Here is a 16,993-nt window from a genome sequence, read left to right on the forward strand (position 1 = left end):
CCGGTGCTCCGAGCTCCCGCGTGTGCAAAGGTGACCCCACGCTAGCGTCATCTCTGGCGTGCTGAACAGTGGGCCCCCTCTGTTCTTGCGATGATCGGTCGGTGACCTCCATGCCTCCGCCCCCGGACGAACCGCACGGCCACGCACCCGGCCCCTCCCACAGCCACGCCCACGCCCACGGTCCCGCCGCCCCCGTCTCCCAGCATCTGCGCAAGGTCATCGCCGCGGTGCTGATCCCGTTCGCCACCGCCGTCCTCGTCGGCCTCGTGGTGCTCTGGCCGGGCGGCGCGCCCGCGCACGAACGCACCGGCGTCGGATTCGACCGGCAGACGCAGCAGGGCACGGTGACCGCGGTCCAGAAGGTCGACTGCAAGGACGTGAACGCCTCACAGGTCCCGCCGACCGGCGACCCATCCACGCCCGAGGGCCGCGAGGCGCAGCAGGCGCAGGAGGGGGAGTGCGCCAAGGCGACGATCGAGGTGACCACCGGCGAGGACAAGGGCCGCACCTTCGTCGAGATCGTCCAGCCGGACGCGCCGCGACAGCTGGAGAAGGGACAGGGCGTGGTGGTCGCGTACGCGCCGGACGCGCCCCGCGACCTGCAGTACTCGGTGACCGACGTGAACCGCAAGCTCCCGATGACGCTGCTCGCGGGGATCTTCGCCCTCGCGGTCGTCGCCGTCGGCCGGCTGCGCGGCCTGTTCGCGCTCGTCGCACTCGCGGCGAGCTTCGCCATCCTGACGCTCTTCATCCTCCCAGCGATCCTGCAGGGCTCGAACCCGCTGCTCGTCGCGGTGGTCGGATCGAGCGCCATCATGCTGATCGCGCTCTACGTGTGCCACGGTCTGACGGCGCGCACCTCCGTCGCCGTCCTCGGCACCCTGATCTCCCTGCTGCTGATCGGACTGCTCGGGTCGGTCTTCATCGACTGGGCCAGCCTGACCGGCAACACGGACGACAACACCGGCCTGATCCACGGCCTCTACCCGGACATCGACATGAGCGGCCTGCTGCTGGCCAGCGTCATCATCGGATCGCTCGGCGTACTGGACGACGTGACCGTCACTCAGACCTCGGCGGTCTGGGAACTCCACCAGGCCGACCCGACGATGGGCCCCCGCGCCCTGTACCGGGCCGGCATCCGGATCGGCCGGGACCACATCGCGTCCGTCGTCAACACACTCGTACTGGCCTACGCGGGCGCGGCACTGCCGCTGCTGCTGCTCTTCTCGATCGCCCAGAGCAGCGTGGGGACGGTCGCCAACAGCGAACTGGTCGCCGAGGAGATCGTCCGGACCCTCGTCGGCTCGATCGGCCTGGTGGCCTCGGTGCCGGTGACGACGGCGCTCGCGGCGCTCGTGGTCTCCGCCGACCGTCCGGCAGCCGCGTCGGCGTCCGGACCCGCATCCGCCGCGGGAGCCGGGCCCGGGGGATCCGCGGGAGCCGCGGGTTCGCCGGGAGCCCCGCCGGCCCCGCCGAAGCGCGGGGGCCGGGGACGCCGTCGCAAGGCCTGACTCACCAGTCGCTGCGTGAGGACGACGTCGACATGAACTTCCTGACGACGAAGACCAGTCCACCCACCAGCGCCACGAACAGCAGGACCTTGAAGAGCAGCCAGAACACAAAGCTGAGCAGGCTCGTGATGAGGCCGCCGAACACGACGAGGGCGATGACCGGCACCGCGATCCACTTCACCCACCACGGCATGCCCGCGAAAATCTCCCGTACGGCCATCGTCCCTACCTCTTTCCGCCAGTGTCTGTGCTTTCGATGCTAGGCGCGAAGAGGTACCGGACGGGGCGCCGGCAGCCCTTGGTCTCCCCTGATCCGACCCCTAGGGAGACCGGGGACCAGAGGTCAGCTCTCGGGCGGAGAGAAGACGACCATCACCCGCAGATCCTCGCTGATGTGATGGAACTTGTGCGGCACACCGGCCGGCACGTACACGACGCTGCCCCGCCCGACCTGCGTCGTCTCCATCCCGACCGTGATCGACGCGCGCCCGCTGACGACGAAGTACACCTCGTCCTGCCGGTGCGGCTGCTGCGGGTCGCTCTGGCCGGCGTCCAGCGCGTACAGGCCGACGGACATGTTCCGCTCCCGCAGGAACTGCAGATACGCCCCGTCGTTGGCGGCGCGCTCCGCCTCCAGTTCGTCCAGCCGGAATGCCTTCATCGCCCGTCCGCCCCTTGCGCTTGATTCCACGGTGTTGATTCCACGGTGTTCCACGGCCTTGACTCCACGGCTTCGCCGGTGTCCAGCGCCGATCACGTCTGCCACGATCAGACACATGAAGAATTTCGTAGTCAAGACGATCGCCAACGCGGCGGCGCTGGCGGTGGCCATCTGGCTGTTCCAGGACATCACCCTCACCGGCGACAGCACCGGCCGCAAGGCCCTCACCCTGGTCCTCGTCGCACTGCTCTTCGGCCTCGTCAACTTCATCGTCAAGCCCGTCGTGAAGCTGCTCACGCTGCCGCTGTTCGTCCTCACGCTCGGACTGATCACCCTCGTGGTCAACGCCCTCATGCTGCTGCTGACCTCGTGGCTCGCCGACGAACTTGACCTCAGCTTCCATGTCGAGGGCTTCTGGACCGCCGTACTCGGCGGCCTCATCATCAGCATCGTCTCCTGGGCGATGAACATCCTGCTGCCCGACGACAGGGACTGAACCGTTGAACATCGGCGACGGCACACGAGCGGTACGGGCCGGGCTGCCCGAGCCCGTCAAGAACGAACCCACCCTGCCCGGACCGGTCTTCGCCGCGCACTTCCACCTGCCCGGCGACCCCACCGGCCCCTACACCTACGGCCGCGACGAGAACCCGACCTGGACCCACCTGGAACGGGCCATCGGCGAACTGGAGGCACCGGACGAGCCCGGCGGGACCGAGACGGTCGTCTTCGCCTCAGGAATGGCGGCGATCTCGGCCGTACTCCTCTCCCACGCCCGGACCGGCGACGCGGTGGTCCTGCCCGACGACGGCTACCAGGCACTGCCGCTGCTACGCGAGCAACTGGAGACGTACGGCATCGAGGTGCGCACCGCACCGACCGCCGGCGACGCGCAGCTGGCGCTGCTGGACGGCGCACGGCTGCTGTGGCTCGAGACCCCCTCAAACCCGGGACTCGACGTGTGCGACGTACGGCGGCTGGCCGACGCGGCACACGCCGCCGGCGCACTGGTCGCCGTGGACAACACCCTCGCCACCCCACTCGGGCAGCGCCCCCTGGCCCTGGGCGCGGACTTCTCCGTGGCCAGCGGTACCAAGGGCCTCACCGGCCACGGTGACATCCTGCTCGGCTACGTCACCTGCCGCGACGCCGAACTCGCCGCCCGCGTACGACGCTGGCGCAAGATCGTCGGCGCCATCCCCGGGCCGATGGAAGCCTGGCTGGCACACCGCTCCCTGGCCACCCTCCACCTGCGGGCCGCCCGGCAGAGCGCCAACGCGCTCGCGCTCGCCGAAGCCCTGGCCGCCCGTCCCGAGGTGACCGGCCTGCGCCATCCCGGACTGCCGGGCGACCCCGCGCACAAGACGGCGACGGCCCAGATGCACAGCTACGGCTGCGTGGTGTCCTTCGCCCTTCCCGACCGCGCCCACGCCGAACGCTTCCTGGCGGCACTGCGGCTGGTCGACGACGCGACGAGCTTCGGCGGCGTACGGTCCACCGCCGAGCGGCGCGGACGATGGGGCGGCGACGCCGTAGCCGAGGGCTTCATCCGCTTCTCGGCCGGCGCCGAGGACACCGCCGACCTGGTCACGGATGTACTGCGCGCCCTGGACGAGGCGGCCCGCGCCCGACCCAGGGCGCAATCCGGGGCGTGATCCGGGGCTTAATCCGGCGGCACCGCTCCGCCACGACTACGCAATACGGACGGTCCGAGCCTCCCCCCTCATGGCTCGGACCGCCCAGGTTCCACGCGCGAAGAACCACTCGCACAAGGCTAGTTGACTCTGCGTCAGTGTCCAATCACCGTAGCGACAGAGACCTATCGACATATTTATAGTTGGCACGTCGCCCGGGGCCCGCGCGCTCGCCGTCCAGCCGAACCGAGAGGGGCAGTCCATGGATCTGGCCCTGCTGCGCACGTTCGTCACCGTGCACCGGGCCGGCTCCTTCACGCGCGCCGCCGCCCTCCTCGGGCTCTCCCAGCCCGCGGTCACCTCCCAGATCCGCACGCTCGAACGCCAGCTGGGCCGCCCGCTCTTCCTGCGCCAGGCCCGCGGCGTGACCCCCACCACCATCGGCGACGAACTCGCCCACAAGGCCGCCCCCCACCTCGACGCCCTGGTCGAGATCACCGAAACCGGACTCGACGAGGAATCAGCCGCCCGCACCCTCCACCTCGCCGGCCCCCCGGAATTCACCTCGCTGCGCGCCCTGCCCGCCCTCACCCCACTCATCGCCCAAGGCCTCGCCCTGCGCGCCGCCTTCCTCGGCAACGCCGCGGAAACCATGGAAGGCCTCGCCGCCGGCCACCACGACCTCGCCATCACCACGGCCCGCCCCCGCGGCGGACTGCTCAGCTCCACCCCCCTCTGCGACGAGGAACACGTCCTGCTCGCCGCCCCCCGCTGGGCCTCCCGCATCGGCCCCGGGCTGCGCCGCAAAGGACCCGCCGTACTGAACCAGCTGCCCGTCATCGACGTGCACGAGTCCCTGCCCCTGCTCTCCCGCTACTGGACCACCGTCTTCGACACCCGCCCGACCGCCGCGGCCACCCTCATCGCCCCCGACCTGCGGGCCGTCCTGCAATGCACCGCCGCCGGCGCCGGAATGGCCGTACTGCCCCGCTACCTCTGCGAAAGCGCCCTGGACAGCGGCGAAGTGGTGGCACTCCTCGACCCGCCCGTGCCCCCGCTGCGCACGTACTTCCTGCTGGTGCGCACCGGCACACTCGCCCTCCCGCACCTCGCGCGGGCGCACGAACACCTGCTGCGCGCGGCCGCCGACTGGTGACGTCCCACGACACAAGGACGGCTGGGAGTTTCAGAACCGGAATCGCGGGCCACTCTCTTCCCATGACCGAACGTCCGGTGGTCAAGCGCACCGCACGCGCCATCCTGCTCGATGGCAACGACCTGATCCTGATCAAACGCACCAAGCCCGGCGTGGACCCGTACTGGCTCACCCCCGGCGGCGGAGTCGAACCGGAGGACGCCACCGTCGTCGACGCCCTCCACCGCGAAGTGGACGAGGAGCTCGGCGCCAAGATCACCGACGTCGTCCCCTGCTTCGTCGACACCGTCGAGCACATCGCCGACGGCGGAGTGACAGGCGTCAAAGTGCAGCACTTCTTCGTCTGCCGGCTCGAATCGATGGACGCCTCGCAGCGGCACGGGCCCGAGGTCGACGAGCCCTGCGGAGAGTACGAGATCGTCCGCGTGCCGTTCAGCCGCGTCGGCATCGCCGCCGTCCATCTCGTACCGCTGTCCCTGCGCCACTACCTCGACGGCAACATCGAGGGAGTACGGGCGATGCACGCACCCGACCTCGGCTGAGCCGAGACCGGCCAAGCCCCTCCCGGGACGCGGACGTCAGTCACCGGCAGCGACCAGCTCCTCGACCGAGTCGTGCAGTATCCGCTCGTCCGGTATGCCGATCCTCCGCAGCGCGTCCACGCCACTGCGGATCATGCCGGGCGGCCCCGAAAGGTACGCGTCGTACGAGTTCCACGGACCGTACTCACCCACCGCCTCCGGCAGCTGACCGGTCAGCCCGCCGGAGCGGCTGTCGGAGACCACCGGCCGCACCGAAAGCCAGTGATGCGACTGCTGCAGCCGCAGCATCGTGTCAATGTCGTACAGGTCGTGATCGCTGCGCGCCCCGTAGAACACCTCCACCGGACGCCGCTCGCCATGCTCGGCGACATCCTCGATCAGGGCCTTGATCGGCGCGATGCCCGTACCGCCCCCCAGGCACAGCAGACCATTGTCCGTGCTGTGGTCCACGACCATCGAACCCGCGGGCGCGCCCAGCCGGATCACATCGCCGGGCCGGGCATGGTGCACCAGCGCGTTGGACACCCAGCCCGCCGGAACCGCCTTGACATGGAACGACAGCAGACCGTCGGCGCGCGGCGCCGAGGCGAAGGAGTAGTGCCGCCAGATCCGCGGCCACCAGGGAGTCTCCAGGCTGGTGTACTGCCCGGCGAGGAACGGGTACGGCTGGTCCGGCCGGACGGTGACGACGGCGATGTCCGGAGTACGCAGGTCGTGCGAGACGACCTCGGCGTGCCACCACGCCGGGGCCTGGTGTTCGTTCTGAGCGGCGGCATCGATCATGATCTGCGAGATCGAGGTGTACGCCCGTACCCACGCCGCCTCGGCCTCCGCGTCCCAGGTGCGGGTGGCGTACCGGGCCAGCGCCCCGAGGAGCGCCTCACCGACCGCCGGATAGTGCTCGGGCTGCGTGCCGTACTTCCGGTGTCCCCGGCCCAGGTTCTGCAGATACGGCACGAGGACGTCCGGGTTGTCTATGTGCTCCGCGGCGGTGAGCAGGGCCTTGAGCAGGCGGTCCCGCTGGGTGTCCATCGCGGCAGGGAACAGGGCCCGAAGTTCTGGGTGGCCGATGAAGACCAGCGCGTAGAAGTACGAGGTCACCTTGTCCGCGACCGGGGCGATCTCCGCCAGGGTGCGCCGGACGAGGATGGCGTCGGGCGACGCGGCCGACGTGTCCGCCGCGGCAGCGAAAAGCTCGGCCGACGCCGTGTCGGGTGCCGGTGCAGGGGCCTGTGCAGGGGCCGGGGGCGGTGCAGGAGCCGGGGGCGAGGACGGCTCGGGGTGGGGACCCGGCTCGTGGCTGGGGTAGGGACCTGGCACCGGGTCGGCGCGTGGGTCCGCCGCGGCCGCTGAGCGCGCCTGCGCCGAGCGCACCGGGCGGATCGAAGCGACGGGCCGGAGCGGCAGCCCGCTCTGGCCCGGTATCCGGTCATGGCCGGAGGCGGAGTCAGGGCCGTCGCCGGCCGGCTGTCTGTGCGGCGTGAACCAGCCGCTTCCGTCTCCGCTGCCCTCGCCGGACGTGCTGTTGCCTGCCGGCGTGGTGGGCAGAGCGTCCATCCTGTGCCTCACTTCAAGACATTGGTCGGTCTGCGCGCTACGCGGCCTCACGCTCGAGCGATCTTGGCCGCAGTTCCCGTCGTCGCAGCATGCCAGGGTCGAACAACGCCTCGGACAAATAGCGGGAAGTCCGGGTATCCGGCGCGCCTGCCCGTTAGGCTCGCTACCCCGCGTGCCCGAACGACTGCACAAGGCTGTGAACCTCGTGCGGATCCCGCCCGGTACAGACGTGGCTCGCAAGCCCCATCAGACGATGGTCGGCGTTGACCGCGACCGACGCGGAGACTACCCCGAAGAGCGCACCACAGTCAGTCCTCCCCCCACCCGAACTGTTCGGGAAAGCGGAAGCCATACGCGCAGTCACTCCCCTCACTCGTGGATCTCACGCCACACCTCCCTACCCCGCCAAACCAGGTAGATGCCAGGGAGTGGGTGCGGTTACTCGCCTCGGAATACGACCAAAGTCCCAGCACGCGGCCCCGTGTTTCACGTGAAACATCTCTCACGCCCCACACCCCGGACACTCCTCGTCGTCCATGTCACCGTGCCGTGGCCCCATCCGTCTCCGCCGCCACCTACTTCTTCATCACGGCCGCCTCCGTCCTCAAGCCGTGGGGGCTGACCAGGCGCGGCCGCGACCACCGGTCCGGAGAGGCGGAGTCGCGACGCTCGAGCGCACCGGAGAGCACCGCGAGAGCCAGTGCAGTAGCGGCGAGCACCGCGCCCACCCAGTTGGGGGCCGTGCAACCGAACCCGCCGGCGATGACGAGCCCACCGAGCCAGGCGGCCAGCGCGTTACCGAGGTTGAAGGCGCCGATGTTCATCGCCGAAGCGAGAGTGGGCGCCCCCGCTGCCTGATCCAGCACGCGCTTCTGCAGCGGAGGTACGGTCGCGAAACCCAGGGCACCGATCAGCACCAAGGTCGCGGCTGCGGCGATCTTGTGGTGGGCGGTGATAGCGAACAGGGCCAGGACGGCCGCGAGGGCGCCCAGCGACACGTACAGCATCGGCATCAGCCTGCGGTCCGCGTAGCGTCCGCCGATCAGGTTCCCGCCCACCATGCCGAGACCGAAGAGGACCAGCAGCCAGGTGACAGAGGTGTCGGCAAAGCCGGCGACGTCGGTCATCATCGGCGTGATGTAAGTGATGGCGGCGAAGACTCCGCCGAAACCAAGCACCGTCATCGCCATCGCGAGCAGAACCTGGACGTTGCGGAAGGCGGCCAGCTCGTGGCGGAGGCGCACGCCCTCGGAACGAGGCTGCTCCGGTACAAGCCGGGCGACACCCACGAGCCCCAGGAGACCGAGCGCGGCGACGATCAGGAAAGTGACGCGCCAGCCGAGGGTCTGGCCCACGAACGTGCCCATCGGTACGCCGACCACGTTGGCGACGGTCAGTCCGGTGAACATCATCGCGATGGCCCCCGCCTTCTTCTGCGGGGCGACCAGGTCGGCGGCCACCACCGCCCCGATACCGAAGAACGCGCCGTGCGCGAGTGAGGCAACCACCCGTCCGGCGAGCATCAAGCCGAAGACGGGAGCGATCGCGGAAAGCACGTTGCCCACGATGAACAAGCCCATGAGCAGCATCAGCATGCGCTTACGGGAGACCCGGGTGCCCAGGATCGTCATCAGCGGGGCGCCCAGGACGACACCGAGGGCATAGCCCGTGACCAAGAAGCCGGCGGCGGGGATCGAGACACCGTAATCGGCGGCGACCTCGGGGAGCAGCCCCATGATCACGAACTCGGTGGTGCCGATCCCGAAAGCCCCGATGGCCAGAGCCAGAAGTGCGAGAGGCATGGGGAAGACCCTTCAGGCAGTATGCGTTAGCCCCTAACAGGCGTACACAATAATTGCATACGCGTGTTAATTGCAAACGCGGGCTATTGCAGGAGTGTCCTATCCTGGATGACGCGCAGCCCGCACGCGCCGGAGGAGGACCCCATGACCGCCACGGACACCGCACTCACCGCCCTCTCCCAAGGCTGGTGCGCCCTCTCCCTGCTCCACGGCAGGATCGAAAGCCACATCGAACGCGCCCTCCAGACACACCACGACCTCAGCGTCCGCGAGTACTCGCTCCTCGACGTCCTCAGCCGACAGCACAACGGCCCCGGCGGCCACCTGCGCATGCACCAGGTCGCCGACTCCGTCGTCCTCAGCCAGAGCGCCACCACCCGCCTCGTCTCCCGCCTCGAGGACCGCGGCCTCCTCAGCCGCTACCTCTGCGACACCGACCGGCGCGGCATCTACACCGACGTCACCGAAGCCGGCCTCACCCTCCTCGCCCAGGCCCGGCCCACCAACGACACCGCCCTGCGCGAAGCCCTCGACGCAGCGGCGAAGAACCCCGAGCTCGCCCCGCTCGTCACCGCGGTCGAGACCATCAAGGCCCCTGCGCCCACCGGCTGACCGACCCCACCCGCACGGCCACTAATCTGCCGATCATGAACGAACCCGACACCCTGCGGATACGGCCCGCGGCCGCCGCCGACCTGCCCGCCATCGTCGCCATGCTGGCCGACGACCCGCTGGGCGCGACACGCGAGTCACCCGACGACCTCACCCCGTACCGACGCGCACTGGAACGACTCGACCACGACCCCAACCAGCACGTCGTCGTCGCCGTCCGCGGGAGCCGCGTCGTCGGCACACTGCAACTCACCGTCATCCCCGGCCTGTCCCGCCGCGCCGCCACCCGCTCGGTCATCGAAGGCGTACGCATCCACGCCGACGAGAGAGGCGGTGGCCTCGGAACCCAGCTCATCGAATGGGCCATCGACACATCACGCCGCGAGGACTGCCGGCTGGTGCAACTGACCTCCGACGCCACCCGCACCGACGCCCGCCGCTTCTACGAGCGACTCGGCTTCACGGCCTCCCACGTCGGCTTCAAACTCCAGCTCTGAGAACGCGGAAAAATACGGAATCTCTACAACAAGCCGTATCTTCATCGGATTTACCTCGTTGCCCCTGGCATCGGGGCCGGGCGTATGTCCGAAGCCCGCCCCCCTGTCCAGGCCCACCGGGCCGGAGGAGGCAACCGCATGGTGCACGAAGGCGTACTGCTCGAATCCAGGACGCTGCGCGAGAGCGTGGCGGAACAGACCCACGTACTCGACAAGGTCAAGGCACTGTCACTGCTGCCCGACGGGCTGCACGTGACGACCCAGATGGTCGCCACCTACTTCGAGGTCGGGCTCAAGGCAATTGAGTCTCTGGTGCTCGACCACCGGGATGAGCTCGAGACCAACGGATACCGAGTTTTGACAGGTGCAGAACTGACCTCCTTCAAGGAGGTCTGTCAGGTTCAGTCGCGCCATCGAGCTCAAGCGATCTTCAGCCGCAGGACGATCCTCAACGTCGCGATGCTCCTCCGCGACAGCATCGTCGCACGTCAGGTGCGTACTCACCTCCTCGACGTCGAGGAGAGCCGCCGCTCCGAGCCTGTGGACAACTTTGTCCACAGGCTCGCCGAGTGGCTCGACGAGCGCATCGCCGAGTACATGGCTCAGCACGCCGGCACCGCCACCGTCCAGCACGTCGAGGAGATCGTCCGTACCACCATCAGTCGGACGGTCGTCCCCCTCCTCAACATCGCCATCCAGAACGACAGCGACCAGCGCGCCCAGCTCGAGGCCCACGAGGAAGAGATCACCCGCCTCCAGCGCGTCCTCCACGAGCGCGAGGCCGCCGGCTCCATGGGCGCCCTCGACGCCATGAACCCCCGCCAGTTCGAGCAGCACATCGCCTGGCTCTGCCGCCGCGACGGCTGCGACCGGGTCACCGTCACCGGCGGCCACGGCGACACCGGCGCCGACATCGTCGCGTACACGCCTGACGGCCGCCGCATCGTCGTCCAGTGCAAATCACGCAACCCCGGCGGCGCCATCACCAGCGGCGACGTCCAGCAGTTCATCGGCATGGCCAAGCTCGACTACAAGGCCGACATCGCGCTGCTCGTCGCCACCTGCCCCTTCACCCGAGACGCGCTCCTCCTCGCCACGCGCCACGACGTGACGGCCGTACACCGCGGCCTGCTGGAGGCCTGGAACAGCGGCACGAAGCTGCAGGTCCTGCGGTAGACACCCCAGAAGCAACCGCACGCGCAGGGCCCGAAGTCGCAAAACGTAGTTGCGGCTTCGGGCCCGACCCGCACTCTACCGAGATCCGCGCAGGGACCCCTCAGGTCTGAGCCATGTCCACGAAACGCGAATAGTGGCCCTGAAACGCCACCGTGATCGTCGCCGTCGGACCATTACGGTGCTTCGCCACGATCAGATCCGCCTCACCCGCGCGCGGCGACTCCTTCTCGTACGCATCCTCACGATGCAGCAGGATCACCATGTCCGCGTCCTGCTCGATCGAACCCGACTCACGCAGGTCCGACACCATCGGCTTCTTGTCCGTACGCTGCTCCGGACCTCGGTTCAGCTGCGACAGCGCGATCACCGGGACCTCCAGCTCCTTGGCCAGCAGCTTCAGGTTTCGCGACATGTCCGAGACCTCCTGCTGCCGGCTCTCGGGACGCCTCGCCCCGCCCGACTGCATCAGCTGGAGATAGTCGATCACCACCAGCTGCAGATCATTGCGCTGTTTGAGCCGACGGCACTTCGCCCGGATCTCCATCATCGACAGATTCGGCGAATCATCGATGTACAGCGGCGCCGCCGACACATCCGGCATCCGCCGCGCCAGCCGCGTCCAGTCCTCGTCCGTCATCGAACCCGACCGCATGTGGTGCAAGGCCACCCGCGCCTCCGCCGACAGCAGACGCATCGCGATCTCATTGCGCCCCATTTCGAGCGAGAAGATCACACTCGGCAGATTGCTCTTGATCGAACAGGCCCGCGCGAAGTCCAGGGCCAAGGTCGACTTACCCATCGCCGGACGGGCCGCGATCACGATCATCTGGCCCGGATGCAGACCGTTCGTCAGCGAATCAAGATCGGTGAAACCCGTCGGCACACCCGACATCTGGCCACTGCGCGAACCGATCGCCTCGATCTCGTCGAGAGCACCCTCCATGATGTCGCCCAGCGGGAGATAGTCCTCCGACGTCCGCTGCTCGGTGACCGCGTAGATCTCGGCCTGGGCGGAGTTGACGATCTCGTCGACGTCGCCGTCCCCCGCGTATCCCATCTGGGTGATCTTCGTACCGGCCTCGACCAGCCGCCGCAGCACCGCCCGCTCATGGACGATCTCCGCGTAGTACTCCGCGTTCGCCGCCGTCGGCACCGACTGCACCAACGTGTGCAGGTACGAAGCGCCGCCGACCCTGGTGATCTCACCACGCTTGGTGAGCTCGGCCCCCACCGTGATCGGGTCGGCCGGCTCGCCCTTCGCGTACAGGTCGAGAATCGCCTGGAACACCGTCTCGTGGGCGGGCCGGTAGAAGTCATTGCCCTTGAGCACCTCGACGACGTCGGCGATGGCGTCCTTGGACAGCAGCATGCCGCCCAGGACGGACTGCTCCGCGTCCAGATCCTGCGGCGGTACACGCTCGAACGCGGCCCCGCCGCCCTCCCAGGCCCCACCGTCCCGGCCCCGCTCGTGCTGGTCCTCGCGACTCCTGCTGTCACCGCGGCGCGGACGGGTAACGGGCAGACGATCGCCCGGACCAGTGTCGGTCCAGGGGTCGTCCATGGGCTCGGGAATGCTCACCGGGCCACCTCCTCCCGTCCGCCGCGCGGACCTCGCCATGCCACTCTTTCTTACGGCACAGCTCTGACATTTGAGGCGCCCGATTCCGGTTCCGGCGCGTCGGGTTCAGCGGGTAACGGGAGCCAGAACAGGAGGCGGGCGCCGGACAACGGTAGGCCCGCGGGCACCGTCAGCCAATCTGGTTATCCACAGGCCATGTGGACGAGACTGCGCTGCTTGTGGGTAACTCCACAGAACCTGTGCACGGACCGGGGGACAGCACTGTGGACAAACTCATATCCACCCCACCCACACACCGCTGACCTGCGAATACGTCGTCCACCGGCTGTGGGGAAGAAAAACTTTCACCCGGGTTCCAAGATCGCCGCAAACGGCACTCGACAGAGTCCCCGGTCAGGAGCAAGGTAAGGACCAGTATGCGATTGCATCTCTTACCTGTGGAAGATTACATTGACCCCCATGACACAGGCTCCCGAGACCCCGAAGGCCGTCCGCCGACGCCATGACAGAGAGATCATCTCTCTCGCCGTTCCCGCCTTCGGCGCCCTCGTCGCCGAGCCGCTGTTCGTCATGGTCGACAGTGCCGTCGTCGGCCATCTGGGCACCCCTCAACTCGCAGGTCTCGGCATCGCGGCGGCGCTGCTGATGACTGCCGTGAGTGTCTTCGTGTTCCTCGCGTACGCGACCACGGCCGCCGTGGCTCGGCGGGTGGGCGCAGGCGATCTTCAGGCCGCCATCCGGCAGGGGATGGACGGGATCTGGCTGGCTCTGCTGCTCGGTGCGATGGTGGTGGCGGTGGTGCTGCCGACGGCGCCTTGGCTGATCGGGTTGTTGGGCGCCTCCGACACCGCTGCTCCGTATGCGGTCACGTATCTGCGGATCTCCGCTCTGGGGATTCCTGCGATGCTGGTCGTACTGGCGGCCACCGGTGTGCTTCGTGGTCTGCAGGACACGAGGACTCCCTTGTATGTGGCTGTGGGTGGGTTCGCCGCCAACGCGGTGCTGAATGTGGGGCTGGTGTACGGCGCGGGTCTCGGAATCGCCGGTTCTGCCTGGGGCACGGTGATGGCTCAGTGGGCGATGGCGGGGGTGTATCTGGTGGTTGTGGTGCGGGGTGCCCGCGTGCACGGCGCCTCGTTGCGTCCCGATGCGGCGGGGATCAGGGCTTGCGCTCAGGCGGGGGCGCCGTTGTTGGTACGTACGTTGTCGTTGCGGGCGGTGTTGATGATCGCGACGGCGGTGGCGGCCCGGCTGGGGGATGTCGAGGTTGCCGCGCATCAGGTCGTTCTGGCGCTGTGGAGTTTGCTGGCTTTTGCGCTTGATGCGATCGCGATCGCGGGGCAGGCGATCATCGGGCGCTATCTGGGTGGGGGTGACGCTGCGGGCGCGCGGGCGGCGTGCCGTCGCATGGTGCAGTGGGGTGTGGCGGCTGGTGTGGTGCTGGGGGTGCTGGTGGTGGTGTCGCGGCCCCTGTTCATTCCGCTGTTCACGGGTGATGCGGCTGTGCGGGATGCGCTGCTGCCGGCGTTGCTCGTGGTGGCTGTTTCTCAGCCGATCGCGGGGATTGTGTTTGTGCTGGATGGGGTGCTGATGGGCGCGGGGGACGGCCCGTATCTGGCGTGGGCGATGCTGGTGACGTTGGCTGTGTTTACGCCGGTGGCGTTGCTGGTTCCGGTGCTGGGTGGTGGTCTGACGGCGTTGTGGTGGGCGATGACGCTGATGATGTTGGTTCGTATGGTGACGCTTCAGGTGCGGGCGCGGTCGGGTCGGTGGCTGGTGACAGGCGCGACGCGCTGACTGTGGGTGGGGCTGCTGGAGGGTTGCTGGGTGGTGTGCTGGTTGTGTTTCACGTGAAACATCCGGTTGGGCTTGTTTCACGTGAAACGGCGAAGGGCCGCACCCGTGGGGTGCGGCCCTTCCTGCGCTCTGTGGGAGTGCAGCGCTTACGCGGCGACGACCTCGATACCGAGCTTCGCGGCGACCTCGGCGTGCAGGCGCACGGAGATCTGGTGCGAGCCCAGGGTCTTGATCGGGGCGCCCAGTTCGATGCGGCGCTTGTCGACCTCGGGGCCACCGGCGGCCTTGATCGCCGAAGCGATGTCGGCCGGGGTGACGGAACCGAAGAGGCGGCCGGCGTCACCCGAGCGGGTGGCCAGGCGGACCTTCACGCCTTCGAGCTTGGCCTTGATCTCGTTGGCCTGCTCGATGGTCGCGATCTCGTGGATCTTGCGGGCGCGGCGGATCTGCTCGACGTCCTTCTCGCCACCCTTGGTCCAGCGGATCGCGAAACCACGCGGGACCAGGTAGTTGCGAGCGTAGCCGTCCTTGACGTCTACGACGTCGCCGGCGGCGCCGAGGCCGGAGACCTCGTGGGTGAGGATGATCTTCATGTTTCGGTCACCCTTCCCTTATCGCGCGGTGGACGTGTAGGGCAGCAGCGCCATCTCACGGCTGTTCTTGACTGCCGTGGCGACGTCACGCTGGTGCTGCGTGCAGTTGCCGGTGACGCGGCGGGCACGGATCTTGCCGCGGTCGGAAATGAACTTCCGCAGCATGTTCGTGTCCTTGTAGTCCACGTACTGGGTCTTGTCCTTGCAGAATGCGCAGACCTTCTTCTTAGGCTTGCGCACAGGCGGCTTCGCCATGGTGTTTCTCCTGTGTGATCAAGAAGTGGGGTACGGGCTGCCCTTAGAAGGGCGGCTCGTCCGAGTAGCCGCCGCCGGAGCCGCCGGAGCTTCCGCCCCAGCTGCCCCCGCCCTGCTGCTGGCCGCCGCCGGCCGGGGCGCTGGTGGCCCAGGGGTCGTCGGAGGGTGCTCCGCCGCCGCCCTGCTGGCCGCCGCTGGGGGCTCCGCCCCAGTTGCCGCCGCCCTGCTGCTGGCCGCCACCGCCGCCGTATCCACCCTGGCCGCCTCGGCCGGTGGTCTTGGTGACCTTGGCTGTGGCGTTCTTGAGGCTGGGGCCGACTTCCTCGACGTCCAGCTCGTAGACCGTGCGCTTGACGCCGTCCCGGTCCTCGTAGGACCGCTGCTTCAGCCGGCCCTGCACGACGACGCGCATGCCTCGCTGGAGCGACTCGGCGACGTTCTCCGCCGCCTGACGCCAGACCGAGCAGGTGAGGAACAGGCCTTCGCCGTCCTTCCACTCATTGGTCTGCTTGTCGAAGATGCGGGGAGTGGACGCGACGCGGAACTTCGCGACCGCCGCACCGGACGGGGTGAAGCGCAGCTCGGGGTCGTCGACGAGATTGCCGACGACCGTGATGACGGTCTCGCCTGCCATGGGTGAACCTCTCGGCGGGGTTTGCTGCTGGCTGCTTGTGCTGCTGCTACTCGAACCCGATTACCTCTGAGCCGCGGCTCAGTGGGTCTCGGGGCGGAGGACCTTGGTCCGGAGGACCGACTCGTTCAGGTTCATCTGGCGGTCGAGCTCCTTGACGACCGCAGGCTCGGCCTGCAGGTCGATGACCGAGTAGATGCCCTCGGGCTTCTTCTTGATCTCGTAAGCGAGACGACGACGGCCCCAGGTGTCGACCTTCTCCACCTTTCCGTTGCCCTCACGGACGACGGAGAGGAAGTTCTCGATCAGCGGGGAGACAGCGCGCTCCTCGAGATCGGGGTCGAGGATGACCATCACCTCGTAGTGACGCATGTGGAACCCACCTCCTTTGGACTCAGCGGCCACGGTCGTTCCGTGGCAGGAGGGTCGTGATGCGTAAGCAACGGTATCCGCCGCCACTGACAATCCCGGGGGACTGGGTGTGACCTGGGCAGACTCCGGTGCAGACCGTACAGACTACCTGCTCACCGCCTTCCGGTTGAAATCCGGCGGTCAGGGGACACAATCTGTACACAGCGGGTGTGCGCGGTGCTATGTCCCCGGTCTGGTGCGGGGCCCCGGTGCACCGCCCCGTTTCCGTCCAGGAGGTGCCTCATGGCACAGGCAATGCGACGAACCTCTTCGGTTTCTCTGCTCGCGACCGACGGCAAGCCTCATCCGCGCGAGGACACGCTGGTGGCGGTGACGGTGGTGCTGGGTGCGGTGGCTTTCGTCACCGCGATGTTCCACGGCCTGCATCTGCTGAGTTCGTGGGCGGGGCTGATCGGGATCCTCACGGGTGGGTACGGGCAGTTCATCTCGGTGACGACGCGGGAGCGCTTCGCGCTGATCGTGGGGCTTGGGGCGTCCGCGGTGGGCTTCTTCCTCGGTATGGCTCACGGTGGCCTTTTCGGCGGGGTGCTCGGGTAGCGGGTTCCGCGTGGTCGT

The 16,993-nt window shown here is 68.4% G+C and carries 19 protein-coding genes; 10 read left to right on the forward strand and 9 right to left on the reverse strand.

What is annotated here, in order from left to right:
• The first annotated feature begins 110 nt into the window (after positions 1 to 110).
• Entirely contained in the window at positions 111 to 1,514 is a 1,404-nt protein-coding gene (locus ACWV17_RS03510) for a YibE/F family protein (protein ID WP_455358552.1), read from the forward strand.
• 1 nt (position 1,515) lies between these two features.
• On the opposite strand, the gene ACWV17_RS03515 is transcribed toward ACWV17_RS03510, so the two are convergent.
• Both ACWV17_RS03515 and ACWV17_RS03520 read right to left on the reverse strand, forming a co-directional pair.
• The gene (locus ACWV17_RS03515; protein WP_455352994.1) at positions 1,516 to 1,734 is read right to left on the reverse strand and encodes a DUF5326 family protein; all 219 of its coding nucleotides are present in this window, start codon (positions 1,732 to 1,734) and stop codon (positions 1,516 to 1,518) included.
• Positions 1,735 to 1,857: 123 nt separating this feature from the next.
• Complete coding sequence (locus ACWV17_RS03520) at positions 1,858 to 2,175, reverse strand: cupin domain-containing protein (RefSeq protein ID WP_455352993.1); 318 nt, start codon at positions 2,173 to 2,175, stop codon at positions 1,858 to 1,860.
• Between the two features lie 115 nt (positions 2,176 to 2,290).
• Between ACWV17_RS03520 and ACWV17_RS03525 the strand changes: the two genes are divergently transcribed.
• From ACWV17_RS03525 to ACWV17_RS03540, 4 genes are all read left to right on the forward strand, one after another.
• On the forward strand, positions 2,291 to 2,671 hold the full coding sequence (locus ACWV17_RS03525; protein WP_455358430.1) for a phage holin family protein: 381 nt from the start codon (positions 2,291 to 2,293) through the stop codon (positions 2,669 to 2,671).
• Between the two features lie 4 nt (positions 2,672 to 2,675).
• On the forward strand, positions 2,676 to 3,830 hold the full coding sequence (locus ACWV17_RS03530; protein ID WP_455358431.1) for a cystathionine gamma-lyase: 1,155 nt from the start codon (positions 2,676 to 2,678) through the stop codon (positions 3,828 to 3,830).
• A gap of 241 nt (positions 3,831 to 4,071) precedes the next feature.
• Complete coding sequence (locus ACWV17_RS03535; protein ID WP_455352990.1) at positions 4,072 to 4,965, forward strand: LysR family transcriptional regulator; 894 nt, start codon at positions 4,072 to 4,074, stop codon at positions 4,963 to 4,965.
• 62 nt (positions 4,966 to 5,027) lie between these two features.
• Positions 5,028 to 5,507 (forward strand): NUDIX domain-containing protein, encoded by a 480-nt coding sequence (locus tag ACWV17_RS03540; RefSeq protein ID WP_455352989.1) that lies wholly within the window; start codon positions 5,028 to 5,030, stop codon positions 5,505 to 5,507.
• A 36-nt stretch (positions 5,508 to 5,543) separates the two neighbouring features.
• Here the strand turns inward: ACWV17_RS03540 and ACWV17_RS03545 are convergent, their stop codons facing one another.
• Positions 5,544 to 7,064: a globin domain-containing protein gene (locus ACWV17_RS03545; RefSeq protein ID WP_455358432.1), complete on the reverse strand. Its 1,521-nt coding sequence runs from the start codon at positions 7,062 to 7,064 to the stop codon at positions 5,544 to 5,546.
• Between the two features lie 575 nt (positions 7,065 to 7,639).
• Positions 7,640 to 8,866 carry an MFS transporter gene (locus tag ACWV17_RS03550; RefSeq protein ID WP_455358433.1) on the reverse strand — a complete coding sequence of 409 codons (1,227 nt, stop codon included), beginning with the start codon at positions 8,864 to 8,866 and terminating at the stop codon, positions 7,640 to 7,642.
• Positions 8,867 to 9,010: 144 nt separating this feature from the next.
• On the opposite strand from ACWV17_RS03550, the gene ACWV17_RS03555 reads away from it, so the two are divergent.
• The 3 genes from ACWV17_RS03555 (at position 9,011) to ACWV17_RS03565 (ending at position 11,151) form a co-directional block, all read left to right on the forward strand.
• The gene (locus ACWV17_RS03555; protein ID WP_455352986.1) at positions 9,011 to 9,478 is read left to right on the forward strand and encodes a MarR family winged helix-turn-helix transcriptional regulator; all 468 of its coding nucleotides are present in this window, start codon (positions 9,011 to 9,013) and stop codon (positions 9,476 to 9,478) included.
• Between the two features lie 35 nt (positions 9,479 to 9,513).
• Positions 9,514 to 9,975 carry an N-acetyltransferase family protein gene (locus ACWV17_RS03560; protein ID WP_455352985.1) on the forward strand — a complete coding sequence of 154 codons (462 nt, stop codon included), beginning with the start codon at positions 9,514 to 9,516 and terminating at the stop codon, positions 9,973 to 9,975.
• Between the two features lie 138 nt (positions 9,976 to 10,113).
• Positions 10,114 to 11,151: a restriction endonuclease gene (locus ACWV17_RS03565; RefSeq protein ID WP_455358434.1), complete on the forward strand. Its 1,038-nt coding sequence runs from the start codon at positions 10,114 to 10,116 to the stop codon at positions 11,149 to 11,151.
• A 100-nt stretch (positions 11,152 to 11,251) separates the two neighbouring features.
• Here the strand turns inward: ACWV17_RS03565 and dnaB are convergent, their stop codons facing one another.
• Positions 11,252 to 12,730, reverse strand: a complete 1,479-nt coding sequence (dnaB, locus tag ACWV17_RS03570; RefSeq protein WP_455358435.1) for a replicative DNA helicase — start codon at positions 12,728 to 12,730, stop codon at positions 11,252 to 11,254.
• 459 nt (positions 12,731 to 13,189) lie between these two features.
• Here dnaB and ACWV17_RS03575 point away from each other — a divergent pair, with 459 nt between their 5' ends.
• Positions 13,190 to 14,527, forward strand: a complete 1,338-nt coding sequence (locus tag ACWV17_RS03575) for an MATE family efflux transporter (RefSeq protein WP_455358436.1) — start codon at positions 13,190 to 13,192, stop codon at positions 14,525 to 14,527.
• Positions 14,528 to 14,673: 146 nt separating this feature from the next.
• Here the strand turns inward: ACWV17_RS03575 and rplI are convergent, their stop codons facing one another.
• The 4 genes from rplI to rpsF all read right to left on the reverse strand — a co-directional run bounded on the left by rplI (position 14,674) and on the right by rpsF (position 16,378).
• A complete protein-coding gene (rplI, locus tag ACWV17_RS03580) occupies positions 14,674 to 15,120 on the reverse strand; it encodes a 50S ribosomal protein L9 (RefSeq protein WP_455352981.1) in 447 nt (148 codons plus the stop codon).
• 18 nt (positions 15,121 to 15,138) lie between these two features.
• Positions 15,139 to 15,375 (reverse strand): 30S ribosomal protein S18, encoded by a 237-nt coding sequence (gene rpsR / locus ACWV17_RS03585; protein ID WP_003967857.1) that lies wholly within the window; start codon positions 15,373 to 15,375, stop codon positions 15,139 to 15,141.
• Positions 15,376 to 15,418: 43 nt separating this feature from the next.
• Positions 15,419 to 16,009, reverse strand: coding sequence for a single-stranded DNA-binding protein (locus ACWV17_RS03590; protein ID WP_455352980.1), 591 nt, complete (start codon positions 16,007 to 16,009; stop codon positions 15,419 to 15,421).
• A gap of 78 nt (positions 16,010 to 16,087) precedes the next feature.
• Positions 16,088 to 16,378 carry a 30S ribosomal protein S6 gene (gene rpsF / locus ACWV17_RS03595; protein WP_004950685.1) on the reverse strand — a complete coding sequence of 97 codons (291 nt, stop codon included), beginning with the start codon at positions 16,376 to 16,378 and terminating at the stop codon, positions 16,088 to 16,090.
• A 282-nt stretch (positions 16,379 to 16,660) separates the two neighbouring features.
• On the opposite strand from rpsF, the gene ACWV17_RS03600 reads away from it, so the two are divergent.
• Positions 16,661 to 16,975: a hypothetical protein gene (locus ACWV17_RS03600; protein WP_455352979.1), complete on the forward strand. Its 315-nt coding sequence runs from the start codon at positions 16,661 to 16,663 to the stop codon at positions 16,973 to 16,975.
• Positions 16,976 to 16,993: the final 18 nt, after the last annotated feature.

This window comes from Streptomyces mabaensis (genome assembly GCF_053763515.1).